This is a genomic window from uncultured Jatrophihabitans sp. (genome assembly GCF_964251945.1).
Lineage (GTDB): Bacteria > Actinomycetota > Actinomycetes > Mycobacteriales > Jatrophihabitantaceae > Jatrophihabitans.
Genome location: NZ_CAXULP010000001.1, coordinates 777350 through 791963, shown reverse-complemented (window position 1 = coordinate 791963; position 14614 = coordinate 777350). Strand labels below are relative to the sequence as shown.

Here is a 14614-nt window from a genome sequence, read left to right as displayed (position 1 = left end):
CGGCGCAGCTGGGTTCGTCGGGTGAATCCGTCAGGTGCGGCCGCGGCGGGGCAGCTCGAGGGTGCGGGCGAGCGGGACGCCGGGCCGGTAGGCCAGGTGCAGATGGCTGGGCGCGTCAAGGACCGCCAAGTCGGCGCGCGCGCCCACGACAACCCGGCCGATGTCGCTTCGGCGCAGCGCCGCGGCGCCGCCGGCGGTGGCGGCATGCACGGCCTCCCCCGGCGTCATGCCCATCTCCCGGACCGCCAGCGCGATCACGAACGGCATCGCCGAGGTGTAGCTCGTCCCCGGGTTGCAGTCGGTGGCGAGCGTGACGTGGACGCCGGCGGCCAGCAGCCGGCGGGCGTCCGGATAGGGCGAGCGGGTGGAGAACTCGACGGCCGGCAACAGAGTCGCGACGGTGTCCGCGCCGGCCAGCGCGTCGATGTCGGCGTCGGCCAGGTAGGTGCAGTGGTCGACGCTCGCCGCGCCGAGGTCCACGGCGAGCTGGACGCCTGGGCCGGCGGACAGCTGGTTGCCGTGCACCCGCAGGCCGAGCCCGCGAGCACGGCCGGCGAGCAGGATCGCGCGCGCCTCGTCGCCGTCGAAGGCGTGCGGGCTCGCCGGTTCGCAGAAGACGTCGATCCAGCGGGCGTGCGGCGCGCACGCGTCGAGCATCTCGCCGGCGACGAGCCGTACGTACTCGTCCCGGTCGCTGCCCGGCGGCACCACGTGCCCGCCGAGGAAGGTGGTCTCAGCCGTCAGCTCCGCCGCGATCTGCAGCGCGCGCCGCTCGTCGCCGACAGTCAGGCCGTAACCGCTCTTCACCTCGACGGTCGTGGTGCCCTGCCGGCGCGCCTCGGCGATCCGCAGGGCGACCAGTCGGCGCAGCTCGGCGTCGCCCGCGGCCCGGGTGGCGGCGACCGTGCTGGCGATGCCCCCGCCGTCGTACCGCGCGCCGGCAAGCCGGGCGGCGAACTCCGCAGCCCGGTCGCCGGCGAAGACGAGGTGGGTGTGGCTGTCGACGAAACCCGGCAGCACCGCACAGCCGCCGACGTCGTGCCGGTCGTCGGCGGCCGGGGCCGAGGCGGCCGGGCCGACCCAGACGATCACGTCGTCGGCGACGACCACGGCGGCATCGGCCAGCAGGCCGAGCGGCGAGCCGTCGAGCGTCGGGTCGTTGGTGACCAGCTCGGCGATGCCGGTGACGAGTGTGGTCGTGGCGGGGGTGCGCACGGTGCTCATCGCAGCGCGCCGATCGCGTCGGCGAGCAGCCGGCCGACGTCGCCGAGTCGGTGCCGGCCGGCCCGGACGACCGGCTCGCCGTCGACCACCACGGTGTCGACGTCGGCCGCAGTCGCCGCGTAGAGGACCTGCGCGGGGTCGCAGCCCGCCGTCCGGACGGTGTCCAGCCGCACGGCCACCAGGTCGGCGCGAGCGCCGGGCGCGAGCCTTCCGGCGTCCGGCCAGCCGAGGCTGTCGTGTCGGGTCGCGGCCGCCAAGAGTTCGGCGGGTGTGAACCGGCCGCGACGCTGCGTTGTCAGACGTTCGTGCATTTCCAATCCCCGAGCGTCCTCGAAGAGATCGACGACCGCATGCTGGTCGCTGCCCAGCGAGAGCGGGGCGCCGGCGTCCGCGAGCGCGCGGGCCGGGCCGATGCCGTCAGCTAAATCACGCTCAGTAGTCGGACAGATACAGCAGGTAGTCGACGTGCTGCCGAGCAGGCCGACGTCCTCCGTGGTGAGGTGCGTGGCGTGCACCGCGGTCGTGCGCGGCCCGAGCAGCCCGGCGTCATCGAGCACGGCGGCGGGCGTCGCGCCGTAACAGGCCAGGCTTGCGGCGTTCTCCGCCGGCTGTTCGGACAGGTGGACGTGCAGCGGCCGGCCGTCTGCCGCCACGCGGATCGTCGGCAGCGCCGCGCGCGGCACGGCGCGGATCGAGTGCACGGCGACGCCGACGCGCATCCCCGGCGACTCGGCGAGTCCGCCCACGCGGGCCGCCCACGCGTCGACGTCGAGGTCGGCGAAGCGGCGTTGCGTGTCGTCGAGCGGCCGCGGGCCGTTGGCGTCGAGTCCGCCGATCAAGTAGCAGGCGTCCAGCAGCGTGAGCCGGACGCCGGCGTCTGCCGCGGCGTGCCGCAGCGCCTCCGCCATCGCGTTCGGGTCGACATACGGCTGCCCCCCCGGCCCGTGGTGCAGGTAGTGGAACTCCCCCACCGTCGTCACGCCGGCAAGCGCCATCTCGGCGAAGGCGGCGCGCGCGAGGTCGAGGTAGCGGTCCGGATCGAGCCGGGCCGCGACGGCGTACATCTGCTCTCGCCAGGTCCAGAACGTGCCGCCCGCCGCGTGGGTGCGTCCGCGCAAGGCGCGGTGGAACGCATGGCTGTGGCAGTTCGCCAAACCTGGAACAACTACTCCCGGTAACCGTTCCGCGTCGTCGGCGTTCGAATCTGCGGTGACGCTCCGTAGTCGTCCTGCTATGACGTCGAACCGCACGTCCCGGGCGAGCCCATCTGGTAACAGCGCGTAATCGGCAAACCAGGAGCTCATGTGGCGAGCCGTTCCACGACCATGGCCAGCGCGTCCACCCCGGCGAGGCAGTCCGCGCGATCTGCGAACTCCGCAGGCGAGTGCGAGACGCCGGTCGGGTTGCGCACGAAAAGCATCCCGGCCGGAACGCCCGCCGCGGCGAGGATGCCGGCGTCGTGACCGGCGCCGGTGTCCAGGATCGGCGCCCCGCCCAGGATGCCGGCCAGCTGTTCTGGCTGCGGAAATGTCGTTGCGCCGCTCCACGACTCCTCGTGCAGCGTGCCGCCGAGCTCGGCGACCACCCGCTGGACGCCGGCGACGACGGCGCGGGTCTGTTCCTCGGTCGCGGCGCGCGCGTCCAGCCAGGCGGTGACCGACGAGGCGATCGCGTTCACGCCGTTCGGCTGCACCCGGACCTTGCCGACCGTCGCGACCCCGCCGACGTGCTCGGCGACCCCGCGGGCAGTCAGCACCAGGTTCGCCAGCGCGACCATCGCGTCGCGCCGGTCGGCCAGCAGGGTCGTGCCCGCGTGGTTGGCCTCGCCGGGCAGCTCGATCCGCCAGCGGCCGTGCGGGCGGATCGCGCTCGCCACCGCGATCGGGTGCGCGAGGTCGACCAGGCCGCGGCCCTGTTCCACGTGCAACTCGACGAATTGCCCGACCCGCCGGACGGCTTCCGGGTCCGGGCCGAGGTCTGCGGGATTGCGTCCGGCGGCGGTCAGCGCGTCGGCCAACGTCCGTCCGTCGGCGTCGGTGAGCCCGAGCGCCCGGTCGGCGGTCAACGCGCCGGTCAACACCCGCGAGCCGGCGCAGGCGACGCCGAACCGAGCGCCCTCTTCGTCGCCGAAGTTCACGACGCCGATTGGTTTGGACGGCGTGAAGCCGTCCTCGCGCAGAGCGTCCAAAGCGGCGAAAGCGGAGACGACCCCGAGCGGGCCGTCGAACGCGCCCCCGTCCGGAACGGAGTCAAGGTGCGATCCGAGCACCAGCCCGGATTCGACGTCCGGATCGCCCTGCCACGCCCATTGGTTGCCGGCACGGTCCAGCGTGACCGTCAGCCCGCGGTCCGCCGCAGTGCTCGAAAACCACTCGCGGAGCGCGGCGTCCTCGCGCGTCCAGGCGTAGCGGCGGTAACCGCCCGTGTCCGCCGCGCGTCCGATGGGCTCGAGCTCGGCCCACATCGTGTCGAAAGCCGTCACGCGCTCTCGCTCATCGGCACCCGGACGTCCCGTTGGGCCGCGACGTCCTCCGCGCGGTCGTAGCCCGCGTCGACGTGCCGGATGACGCCCATGCCTGGGTCGTTGGTCAGCACCCGCTCGATCTTCTGGCCGGCAAGCGCGGTGCCGTCGGCGACGCAGACCTGGCCGGCGTGGATCGAGCGGCCGATGCCGACGCCGCCGCCGTGGTGGATCGACACCCAGGACGCGCCGCTGGCGACGTTGACCATCGCGTTCAGCAGCGGCCAGTCGGCGATCGCGTCCGAGCCGTCGGCCATCGCCTCGGTCTCCCGGTAGGGCGAGGCGACCGAGCCGCAGTCCAGGTGGTCGCGGCCAATGACGAGCGGGGCACTGATCTCGCCCTTGGCGACGAGGTCGTTGAAGGCGACGCCCGCCTTGTCCCGCTCGCCGTAGCCGAGCCAGCAGATGCGCGCCGGCAGGCCCTGGAAGTGGACCTTGTCCTGCGCCATCTTGATCCAGCGCGCCAACGACTCGTTCTCCGGGAACAGCTCGAGGACCGCCCGGTCGGTGCGGGCGATGTCCTTCGGGTCGCCGGACAGCGCCGCCCACCGGAACGGGCCCTTGCCCTCGCAGAACAGCGGGCGGATGTAGGCCGGCACGAAGCCCGGGAAGTCGAAGGCGCGAGAGAGGCCGGCGGTGCGCGCTTCGCCGCGGATCGAGTTGCCGTAGTCGAAGACTTCCGCGCCCTTGTCAAGGAACCCGACCATCGCCTCGACGTGCCGGGCCATCGACGCCTGGGCGCGGCCGGTGAACTCCTCGGGCTTGCGTTGGGCGTAGTCGTGCCAGTCGTCGAACTCCACGCCGATCGGCAGGTAGGAAAGCGGGTCGTGCGCCGAGGTCTGGTCGGTGACGATGTCGATCGCCGCGTCGTTGGCGAGCAGCTGCGGCACGATCGAGGCGGCGTTACCGAGCAGGCCGATGGACAGCGGGCGGCGTTCGGCTTTGGCCTGCTCGGCCAGGCGCAACGCGTCGTCGCGGTCCTTCGCCTGGACGTCCAGGTAGCCGTGGTCGATGCGCCGCTGGATGCGCGTGGCGTCGCACTCGACGCAGATCGCCACGCCGCCGTTCATCGTGACGGCGAGCGGCTGCGCGCCGCCCATGCCGCCAAGGCCGGCGGTGAGCGTGATCGTGCCGGCGAGCGTGCCGCCGAACTTCTTGGCGGCCACCGCGGCGAAGGTCTCGTAGGTGCCCTGCAGGATGCCCTGCGTGCCGATGTAGATCCACGAGCCGGCCGTCATCTGGCCGTACATCGTCAACCCCGCGCTCTCCAGCCGGCGGAACTCCTCCCAGTTGGCCCAGTCGGGCACGAGGTTCGAGTTCGCGATCAGCACCCGCGGCGCCCACTCGTGGGTGCGCATGACGCCGACCGGCTTGCCCGACTGGACGAGCATCGTCTCGTCCTGCTGCAGCGTGGTCAGCGTGCGGACGAGCGCGTCGTAGCTCGCCCAGTTGCGCGCGGCGCGGCCGGTGCCGCCGTAGACGACCAAATCGTCGGGGCGCTCGGCGACCTCCGGGTCGAGGTTGTTCATCAGCATGCGCATCGGCGCCTCGGTCTGCCAGCTGCGCGCGGTCAGGGTCGTGCCGCGCGCCGCGCGAACCGGTCGTGCGCCGTCCATGCCTACCTCCACTGCCGGGTGATCACGTCGGCCCATTCCACACCAGCCGGACCCCCCGCGGACGGCCCCGACACGATTCGCTGTCTCGTATCCCAGACTCTGGTTCTAGGCTCGAGCGGTGTCCGACGTGCCCGCCGCCCGCCACACGCTGCAGGTGCTCGACTATCTAGGCCGGCAGGCGGCGCCGGTGACGGCGGCCGCGGTCGTGCGCGACCTCGGCCTGCCGCGCTCGACCGTCTACCACCTGCTGGCGACGCTGGCTGACCACGGTTACGTCACCCACCTGCCCGAGGACCGGCGCTGGGGGCTGGGCCTCGCCGCCTACGAACTGGGCAGCGGGTACTCCCGGCAGGCGCCGCTGCAGCGGGCGGCCCGGGCGCCGCTGGCCGAGCTCGTGGACCGCAGCGGCGCGTCGGCGCATCTGGCCGTGCTCGCCGGCGCCGAGGTCGTCTACGTCATCGAGGACCGCGCCCCCGGGCTGCCCGCGCTGGTCACCGACGTCGGCGTGCGGCTGCCCGCGCAGTCGACGGCAAGCGGACGGGCGCTGCTCGCGTCGCTGCCGGCCGCGCACGTCCGGGCGTTGTTCCCGTCGGCGGCCGCGTTCACGGTCCGGACCGACGCCGGCCCGCGGTCGCCGTCCGCGCTGCGGGCGCGGCTGATCGAGGCGCGCCGGCTCGGCTACGCGACGGAGGACGGCGAGGTGACGCCCGGGTTCGGCTCGGTCGCCGCGGCGGTCTTCGACCACGCCGGCCACCCGGTGGCGGCGGTGGCGGCGACGACCGTCAGCGAGCGGGCGGCCGACGAGCGGCTGGTGCACCACGTGCGGCGCACCGCGGCCGGGCTCAGCCGACGCCTCGGCGGCTCTGGCCGGCCGGCAGGACGCGATGGGCCCGCCAGGTCGGGCGCCGGTGGTTGAGCGGCATCCGACCGGTTCACTGGTCAGCGGCCGACACCGGCGACGTCCATGCCGCGCAACTCCTTCTTCAACTCCCCGATCTCGTCGCGCAGCCTCGCCGCGACCTCGAACTGCAGCTCACGCGCCGCGGACAGCATCTGCTCGTTCAGCTGCTGGATCAGATCGGCCAGCTGCGCCCGCGGCATCTCCGCGACGTCCAGCCCGCCGGCGGCGTGCGCGCCGACACCGAGCACGCCGCCGGAGACGCCGCGGCCGGCCCGCCCCGGCGCCGGCGACTTGCCGCGCGACTGCGACCGGCCGGACCCGCCCACGGGCACCGCGCCGGTCCCGAGCAGTTCCGCGGTGTCGGCCGCCTCGCGGGTCAGCATGTCGGTGATATCGGCGATCCGCTTGCGCAGCGGTGTCGGGTCGATGCCGTGCTCGCGGTTGTAGGCCACCTGCTTCTCACGCCGCCGGGTCGTCTCCTCGATGGCGTTGCGCATCGACGGCGTCACGGTGTCCGCGTACATATGCACCTGGCCGGACACGTTGCGGGCCGCGCGGCCGATCGTCTGGATCAGCGACGTGCCGGACCGCAGGAACCCTTCCTTGTCCGCGTCGAGGATCGACACCAGCGACACCTCGGGCAGGTCGAGGCCTTCGCGCAACAGGTTGATGCCGACCAGCACGTCGAACTCGCCGAGCCGAAGCTCGCGCAGCAGCTCGACCCGGCGCAGGGTGTCCACCTCGGAGTGCAGATAACGCACCCGAACGCCCTGCTCGAGCAGGTAGTCGGTGAGGTCCTCGGACATCTTCTTGGTGAGTGTGGTGACCAGGACCCGCTCGTTGCGCTCGGCGCGCTCGCGGATCTCGTGCAACAGATCGTCGATCTGGCCCTTCGTCGGCTTGACCAGGATCTCCGGGTCGACGAGGCCGGTCGGCCGGATCACCTGCTCGACGAAGTCGCCTTTGGTGCGGCCGAGCTCGTAATTGCCCGGCGTGGCCGACAGGTAGACGGTCTGGCCGACCCGCTCGGTGAACTCTTCGAACTTCAGCGGGCGGTTGTCCATCGCCGACGGCAACCGAAAGCCGTGCTCGACGAGCATCCGCTTGCGAGACATGTCGCCCTCGTACATGCCGCCGGTCTGCGGCACGGTCACGTGTGATTCGTCGATGACGAGCAGGAAGTCCTCGGGGAAGTAGTCGAGCAGGCAGTTCGGCGCGCTGCCGGGCGCCCGGCCGTCGATGTGCAGTGAGTAGTTCTCGATGCCCGAGCAGAAGCCGACCTGGCGCATCATCTCGATGTCGTAGCTGGTGCGCATGCGCAGCCGCTGCGCCTCGAGCAGCTTGTGCTGGCTCTCCAGTTCGGCGAGCCGCTGCTCGAGCTCCTTCTCGATGCCGCGGATCGCGCGTTCCATCCGCTCCGGGCCGGCCGCGTAGTGCGTGGCTGGGAAGACGAACACCTCCTCGACCTCGCGGACGACCTCGCCGGTGAGTGGGTGCAGGTAGTACAGCCGTTCGATCTCGTCGCCGAACATCTCCGCGCGGATCGCGAGCTCCTCGTACACCGGGAAGATCTCGACGGTGTCGCCGCGCACCCGGAAGGTGCCGCGAGTGAACGAGAGGTCGTTGCGGCTGTACTGCACCTCGACCAGGTGCCGCAGGATCGCCTCGCGCTCGATCTGCTGCCCGACGCGCAGCCGCACGGACCGGTCCACGTATTCCTGCGGCGTGCCCAGGCCGTAGATGCAGGACACGGTGGCAACCACGACGACGTCACGCCGGGTGAGCAAGGAGTTGGTGGCCGAGTGCCGCAGCCGCTCGACCTCGTCGTTGACCGAGCTGTCCTTCTCGATGTAGGTGTCCGTCTGCGGGACGTAGGCCTCGGGTTGGTAATAGTCGTAATAGCTGACGAAGTACTCGACCGCGTTGTTGGGCAGCATCTCGCGCAGCTCGTTCGCCAGTTGCGCGGCGAGCGTCTTGTTCGGCGCCATCACGAGGGTGGGGCGCTGCAGCCGCTCGATCAGCCACGCGGTGGTCGCCGACTTGCCGGTTCCGGTGGCGCCGAGCAGCACGACGTCCCGCTCGTCGGCGCGGATGCGGCGTTCCAGATCATCGATTGCCGCCGGTTGGTCGCCGGACGGCTCGAAGTCGGAGATGACCTCGAACTTGCCGGTGCTCGGCATGATGTCGGTGCGGACGCGCATGCCCCCACGGTACGAGCCGGGTCTGACATCGTGCCCGCCCCGCCGCCCAGCTTCGCCCCGCCGCCCAGCCACGCCCACCCACGCCCACCCACGCCGACGCACACTGATGTGATGACGGAGATCGAGTTCCTCGACCCCGGCCCAGCGGATCACGAGCTCGCCGGCGCATCGGCGACGGCCGCAGCTGGCGGCAGCTCGCCTGCGCCGCACGGGCTCGTCCGAACGGCCGCGGCTCTCTGGCTCGCTCAGCCGGCGCTTCTGCTGGCAGCCGCGATTCTTGCAGTTGTCGCCCCATCGCGGGCGCTGTATGGCTACGGCGCGCGATCGGAATTCGCCGGCGCCACTACGACGGTGGACGGCTTCGGCCGAATTCGCGGCAGCGCGACCGGTCAACACGGCGTCAATTACGGAGTGTTGTTCTGGGCCGCTGCGCTGCTGCTAGGCCTCGCCGCGGCCGCCGCGCTGCTCGATCGGCGGCGCATGGGCGTGGCTGCCCTGCTCTGCGGCGGGTCGCTGCTGGCCGGCGTGGTCGCGGTCACCGTGTTGCAAGTGAGATCTACGTCAGACAACTTTCACGCAGCGTTCGCATCTGCCCAGGGCGGCACGGCAGGCGGACAGCTGCGCACCGGCTTCCAATTCACCTCGGGCAGTCTGCCGTGGGTCGGCGTGGCGGCGCTCGCCTGCGTGGTCGCGGTGCCGCTGGCCGGGCTCGCCGCGTCCGTCGCGATGTCTGCCGCCCGGCGCCGTCACACCGGTTGGCCGCATACGCGAGCTGAATGACCGGGTAGGACTTCGACCGGCCGACGTACGTGGCAGGCTGGAGCGAAACCCGCCGGGTCCGTCGGGATAGAGGATCACCGGGAGCAGCAGTGCAGATTTGGCCAGGGGCCGCGTATCCGCTTGGCGCGACGTACGACGGGTCGGGCACCAACTTCGCTCTGTACAGCGAGGTGGCGGAAAAGGTCGAGCTCTGCCTGTTCGACGCGGTCGGCACGGAGACCCGCGTCGAGCTCTTCGAGGTCGACGGCTGGGTGTGGCACGCCTTTTTGCCGGGCGTCGAGCCGGGTCAGCACTACGGATACCGGGTGCACGGGCCGTACAAGCCCGACCAGGGGCTGCGCTGCAACCCCAACAAGCTGCTGCTCGACCCGTACGCCAAGGCGATCGACGGGACGATCGAGTGGGACGAGTCGCTGTTCGGCTACCACTTCGACGATCCGGACTCGCGCAACGACGACGACTCGGCGACCCACCTGCCCAAGTGCGTCGTGGTGAACCCGTTCTTCGACTGGGGCGTAGACCGCCCCCCGCGCCGGCCGTACGCCGAGACCGTCGTCTACGAAACGCACGTCAAGGGGCTCACCCAGACCCATCCCGCGCTGCCGGACGAGTTGCGCGGCACGTACGCCGGCATCGCGCACCCGGCGATCGTCGAGCACTTGGCCGGGCTCGGCGTGACCGCCGTCGAGCTCATGCCGGTGCACCACTTCGTCAACGACTCGTTCCTCGTCGACAAGGGGCTGGCGAACTACTGGGGCTACAACACCATCGGGTTCTTCGCGCCCGATCACAAGTACAGCTCCAGCAGCTCCCCCGGCGGGCAGGTGCAGGAGTTCAAGGCGATGGTCCGCGCGCTGCACGAGGCCGACATCGAGGTCATCCTCGACGTCGTCTACAACCACACCGCCGAGGGCAATCACCTGGGCCCGACGCTCGCCTTCCGCGGCATCGACAACCAGGCCTACTACCGGCTCGTCGAGGACGACCCGCGGTACTACATGGACTACACCGGCACCGGCAACACGCTGAACGTGCGCCAGCCACAGGCACTGCAGCTGATCATGGACTCGCTGCGCTACTGGGTGCTCGAGATGCACGTCGACGGCTTTCGCTTCGACCTCGCCGCGACCCTCGCCCGCGAGTTCTACGACGTCGACCGCTTGTCCTCGTTCTTCGACCTCGTCCAGCAGGACCCGGTCGTCAGCCAGGTGAAGCTGATCGCCGAGCCGTGGGACGTCGGACCCGGCGGATACCAGGTCGGCAACTTCCCGCCGCAGTGGACGGAGTGGAACGGCAAGTACCGCGACACGGTCCGCGACTTCTGGCGCGGCGAGCCCGGCACCGTCGGCGAGTTCGCCGCCCGGCTCACCGGCTCGGCCGACCTCTACCAGGGATCGGGACGCCGGCCGGTCGCCAGCATCAACTTCGTCACCGCGCATGACGGCTTCACCCTGCGCGACCTCGTCTCCTACAACGAGAAGCACAACGAGGCGAACGAGGACGGCAACAACGACGGCGAGAGCCACAACCGGTCCTGGAACTGCGGCGTCGAGGGCGAGACCGACGACGACGAGATCCGCACGCTTCGACACCGGCAGCAACGCAACTTCATCGCCACGATGTTCCTCAGCCAGGGCGTGCCGATGCTCTGCCACGGCGACGAGCTCGGCCGCACGCAGCTGGGCAACAACAACGGCTACTGCCAGGACAACGAGCTGACCTGGATCGACTGGAGCAACGTCGACGGACAGCTGCAGGAGTTCACCCGCAAGGTGTCCGCGCTGCGCCGCGACCACCCGGTGTTCCGCCGGCGGCGATTCTTCGACGGCCGGCCGAGCCGGCGGCGCGGCGGCGTGCCCGACATCGCCTGGTTCACCCCGGACGGCCGGGAGATGACCGAGGACGACTGGGGCGCGAGCTTCGGCCGGAGCATCGCGGTGTTCGTCAACGGCAACGGCATCGCCGAACGCGATGCGCGCGGCGAGCGGGTCGTCGACGACTCGTTCCTGCTGTGCTTCTGCGCCCACGACGAGGCGATCGGGTTCACGATGCCGACCGACGACTACGGGCCGAACTGGCAGATCGTGATCGACACGATGACGAACGACAGCGAGGGAACGCTCGTCAAGGCGGGCGAGACCGTGTCGGTCGGCCCGCGCGCCGTCGTTGTCCTGACCCGAGTGGGCGAGTAAGTGCCGCCCAGCTCGACATATCGTCTGCAAGTACGGCCATCGTTCGATCTGCACGCCGCCGCAGATGCGTGCGACTACCTCGCAGGGCTCGGCGCAGGCGCGGTGTACTGCTCGCCGCTGTTGCCGTCGTCGCACGGCTCGGACCACGGCTATGACGTCATCGGCTTCGACACCGTCGACCCGCAGCGCGGCGGCCCGGACGGCTGGACCCGGCTGCTCGCCGCCGCGCGCGCCCGCAACCTCGCGCTGGTCGTGGACATCGTGCCGAACCACACCGGCGTGGCGGTGCCGGCGGAGAACCCGGCCTGGTGGGATCTGCTGAAGCTCGGCCGCGGCTCGGCCTATGCCCGCTGGTTCGACATCGACTGGTTGCGCGGGCGGATCCTGTTGCCGGTGCTCGGCGACGAGTTCGAGGACAGCCAACTCGAGGTCGTCGCGTCGCCCGGGGGGGTTAGCGAGCTGCGCTATTTCGAGCACCGCTTCCCGATTGCCCCGGCCACCGAGCCGAGGGATGGCGACACCGGCGCGGATGTGCTCGCGCACCAGCACTACGAGCTGGTGAACTTCCGCCGCGCGGACACCGACCAGAACTACCGACGCTTCTTCGCCGTCAGCACCCTCGCCGGGCTCCGGGTCGAGGACAAGCAGGTCTACGACGCGACGCACGAGCAGATCACGCGGTGGGTGGCAGAAGACGGCGTGACAGGCTTGCGCGTCGATCACCCCGATGGGCTCGCGGATCCCCTCGGCTACTTCCAACGGCTGCGCGGGCTGCTCGGCGAGGACGGCTGGCTGCTGATCGAGAAGATCCTCGAGGCCGGCGAGCAGCTGCCGGACGAGTGGCCGGTCGACGGCACGACCGGCTATGAGGCGCTCGGCGAGGTCTGCGGCGTGTTCGTCGACACCGCCGCCGAAGAGACCTTCACCGACCTGTACCGCGAGCTGACCGGCGACACGCGGACGAGTGCCGACCACGTCGCCGCCGGCAAGCGGCAGGGCGTGTCCACCATCCTGCAGGCCGAGATCTCCCGCCTCGCGCGGTTGGCGCCCTCCGTCGAGAACGCCGCCGAGGCGCTGGCCGAACTGGCCGTGCGCTTCCCCGTGTACCGCTCCTACGTCCCGACCGGCGCGGACGTCCTGGCCTCGGCGATCGAGGCGGCGCAGGCCGCCCGGCCCGACCTCGCCGACGCCATCGGCGCGCTGTCCGCGCGGCTGGCCGATCCGGCCGACGAGCTGTGCGTGCGGTTCCAGCAGACGTCCGGCGCGGTCATGGCGAAAGGCGTCGAGGACACCGCGTTCTACCGCTACAGCCGCTTCATCGCGCTCAACGAGGTCGGCGGCGACCCGGACCACTTCGGCGTGGACGCGCAGCGCTTCCACGACGCGCAGGCTGACCGCCAGCGCCGCGCCCCGCTCAGCATGACCACGCTGTCCACCCACGACACGAAACGCGGCGAGGACGTCCGGGCGAGGCTCGCGGTGCTCTCCGAGCTGCCGGGCGAGTGGTCGCGGCTGGTGCGCGGGCTGCTGTCCGCGGCGCCCCTGCCAGATCTCGGATTCGCCTACCTGCTGTGGCAGACGTTCGCCGGCGCCGGCCTGATCGAGCGCGATCGCATGCACGCGTACGCCGAGAAGGCGATGCGCGAGGCCGCGCAGTCGACGAATTGGATCGACCCAGACGACGAGTTCGAGTCCGCGGTGCACCGCGCGGTCGACGCGGCGTACGACGATCCGGCGGTCAGCGAGCCGCTGGCGGCGTTCGTCGACACGATCACGCCTTATGGCTGGTCGAACTCGCTGGGCCAGAAGCTCGTGCAGTTGACGATGCCGGGCGTGCCTGACGTGTACCAAGGCACCGAACTCTGGGAGGACTCGCTCGTCGACCCGGACAACCGGCGCGCTGTCGACTTCGCGAGCACTCGGGCGCTGCTCGAGAAGCTGGATTCCGACGGGTCCCCTCCGCCGATCGACGCGAGCGGCGCGGCGAAGCTGTGGGTCACCTCGCGCGCACTGCGGCTGCGCCAGCAACGACCGGAGCTGTTCACCGGCTACACACCGCTGCGCGCCTCCGGGGCCGGCGCCGCGCATGCGCTCTCGTTCGACCGTGGCGGCGCCATCACTGTCGCCACCCGGCTGCCGGCGACCCTCGAACGAGACGGCGGGTGGCGGGACACGGTGCTCGAACTCGATGCCGCTGCGACCGACGTGCTGACCGGCCGGTCCTTCGGCGACGGCGCGGTGCGGCTCGCCGAGTTGTTCGCGGTCTATCCGGTGGCGCTGCTAGTCAGATAGCTTGCGGGCAATATATCGCGCACAATCTATCCTTGCCGGCGCGCTGTGCCTGTCGGCGCTCAGTGCGGCGGGGCCAGGCGCTCCTTCAGCGCGGCGATGTCCAGCGCCGGGTCGGGATAGCTCAGGTCGAGCTCTGCCAGCGTCTCCCGCAAGATCTCGCCGACCGCCCAATTGCGGTAGCCCTTTGAGTCGCTCGGCACGATGTACCAGGGCGCATGGGCGGTGTTGCACTTCTCGAGCATGTCCGAGTAAGCGGTCTGGTACTCGGTCCACAAAGCACGCTCGTCGAGATCAGCGACGTTGAACTTCCAGTGCTTGTCGGGCCGGTCGAGGCGGCGCAGCAACCGCTCACGCTGCGTGTCGAAGCTGATGTTCAGAAAGACCTTGATGATCGTCATGCCGTCGCCGGCCAGCTCGGCCTCGAAGTCGTTGATGATGTCGTAGCGGGCCCGCCACGTCGCCGCCGACACCATCTCGTGCACGCGGACGATGAGCACGTCCTCGTAGTGCGAGCGGTCGAAGACGCCGAGCACGCCGGGCGGCGGCAGCTGCTTGCGGATACGCCAGAGGAAGTCGTGGCGCAGCTCCTCCTTCGTCGGCGCCTTGAAGCCCGTGTACTGCACGCCGATCGGGCCCAGCGCGCCGACGACGTGCTTGGTGACGCCGCCCTTGCCCGCGGTGTCGATGCCCTGCAGCAGCAACAGGACCCGCCGCTTGTCGCCGGCGGTGCCCATCGCCCACAGCTGCTGCTGGAGCAAGCTCAGCTCGTCGATGTCATGGCGCAGCTTTCCAGTTTGCTGCACCGGCCGCGCCGCCGAGTGGTAGCCGGCGAGGTTGACCGGCCCCGGCCGCACGGCCAGTGCTTCGCGCACGCTCTGCGTCATCGC

General features: G+C 71.0%; 10 protein-coding genes. 4 read left to right on the top strand and 6 right to left on the bottom strand.

Translation table 11 applies throughout. The features are described from left to right. Nucleotides 1-30 precede the first annotated feature (30 nt). The 4 genes from hutI to hutU are packed head-to-tail and all read right to left on the bottom strand — an operon-like array spanning nt 31 to nt 5361. A complete protein-coding gene (gene hutI, locus ACFFBG_RS03635; protein ID WP_375475673.1) occupies nt 31-1224 on the bottom strand; it encodes an imidazolonepropionase in 1194 nt (397 codons plus the stop codon). Further along, nucleotides 1221-2528: a formimidoylglutamate deiminase gene (locus ACFFBG_RS03630; protein WP_375475671.1), complete on the bottom strand. Its 1308-nt coding sequence runs from the start codon at nt 2526-2528 to the stop codon at nt 1221-1223. Before ACFFBG_RS03630 ends, hutI begins: the two co-directional genes overlap by 4 nt. Next, nucleotides 2525-3706 carry an allantoate amidohydrolase gene (locus ACFFBG_RS03625; protein WP_375475669.1) on the bottom strand — a complete coding sequence of 394 codons (1182 nt, stop codon included), beginning with the start codon at nt 3704-3706 and terminating at the stop codon, nt 2525-2527. The genes ACFFBG_RS03630 and ACFFBG_RS03625 overlap by 4 nt, the downstream gene beginning before the upstream one ends. After that, on the bottom strand, nt 3703-5361 hold the full coding sequence (gene hutU, locus ACFFBG_RS03620; RefSeq protein WP_375475667.1) for a urocanate hydratase: 1659 nt from the start codon (nt 5359-5361) through the stop codon (nt 3703-3705). Before hutU ends, ACFFBG_RS03625 begins: the two co-directional genes overlap by 4 nt. Nucleotides 5362-5479: 118 nt before the next feature. On the opposite strand from hutU, the gene ACFFBG_RS03615 reads away from it, so the two are divergent. Beyond that, a complete protein-coding gene (locus ACFFBG_RS03615; RefSeq protein ID WP_375475665.1) occupies nt 5480-6277 on the top strand; it encodes an IclR family transcriptional regulator in 798 nt (265 codons plus the stop codon). Nucleotides 6278-6300: 23 nt separating this feature from the next. Here ACFFBG_RS03615 and uvrB read toward each other — a convergent pair whose 3' ends face one another. Further along, nucleotides 6301-8463, bottom strand: coding sequence for an excinuclease ABC subunit UvrB (gene uvrB / locus ACFFBG_RS03610; RefSeq protein WP_375475663.1), 2163 nt, complete (start codon nt 8461-8463; stop codon nt 6301-6303). A gap of 111 nt (nt 8464-8574) precedes the next feature. Between uvrB and ACFFBG_RS03605 the strand changes: the two genes are divergently transcribed. The 3 genes from ACFFBG_RS03605 (at nt 8575) to treY (ending at nt 13727) form a co-directional block, all read left to right on the top strand. Continuing rightward, nucleotides 8575-9243, top strand: a complete 669-nt coding sequence (locus tag ACFFBG_RS03605) for a hypothetical protein (protein ID WP_375475661.1) — start codon at nt 8575-8577, stop codon at nt 9241-9243. An 89-nt stretch (nt 9244-9332) separates the two neighbouring features. After that, on the top strand, nt 9333-11435 hold the full coding sequence (gene glgX, locus ACFFBG_RS03600) for a glycogen debranching protein GlgX (protein ID WP_375475659.1): 2103 nt from the start codon (nt 9333-9335) through the stop codon (nt 11433-11435). Continuing rightward, on the top strand, nt 11436-13727 hold the full coding sequence (gene treY / locus ACFFBG_RS03595) for a malto-oligosyltrehalose synthase (protein ID WP_375475657.1): 2292 nt from the start codon (nt 11436-11438) through the stop codon (nt 13725-13727). It begins immediately after the preceding gene. A gap of 59 nt (nt 13728-13786) precedes the next feature. Here the strand turns inward: treY and ACFFBG_RS03590 are convergent, their stop codons facing one another. After that, on the bottom strand, nt 13787-14611 hold the full coding sequence (locus tag ACFFBG_RS03590) for a PPK2 family polyphosphate kinase (protein WP_375475655.1): 825 nt from the start codon (nt 14609-14611) through the stop codon (nt 13787-13789). Nucleotides 14612-14614 lie beyond the last annotated feature (3 nt).

Coding starts and splice junctions, on each gene's coding strand:
- hutI (WP_375475673.1), bottom strand. CDS start 1,224: ATGAGCACCGTGCGCACCCCCGCCACGACCACACTCGTCACCGGCATC.
- ACFFBG_RS03630 (WP_375475671.1), bottom strand. CDS start 2,528: ATGAGCTCCTGGTTTGCCGATTACGCGCTGTTACCAGATGGGCTCGCC.
- hutU (WP_375475667.1), bottom strand. CDS start 5,361: ATGGACGGCGCACGACCGGTTCGCGCGGCGCGCGGCACGACCCTGACC.
- uvrB (WP_375475663.1), bottom strand. CDS start 8,463: ATGCGCGTCCGCACCGACATCATGCCGAGCACCGGCAAGTTCGAGGTC.
- ACFFBG_RS03605 (WP_375475661.1), top strand. CDS start 8,575: ATGACGGAGATCGAGTTCCTCGACCCCGGCCCAGCGGATCACGAGCTC.
- ACFFBG_RS03590 (WP_375475655.1), bottom strand. CDS start 14,611: ATGACGCAGAGCGTGCGCGAAGCACTGGCCGTGCGGCCGGGGCCGGTC.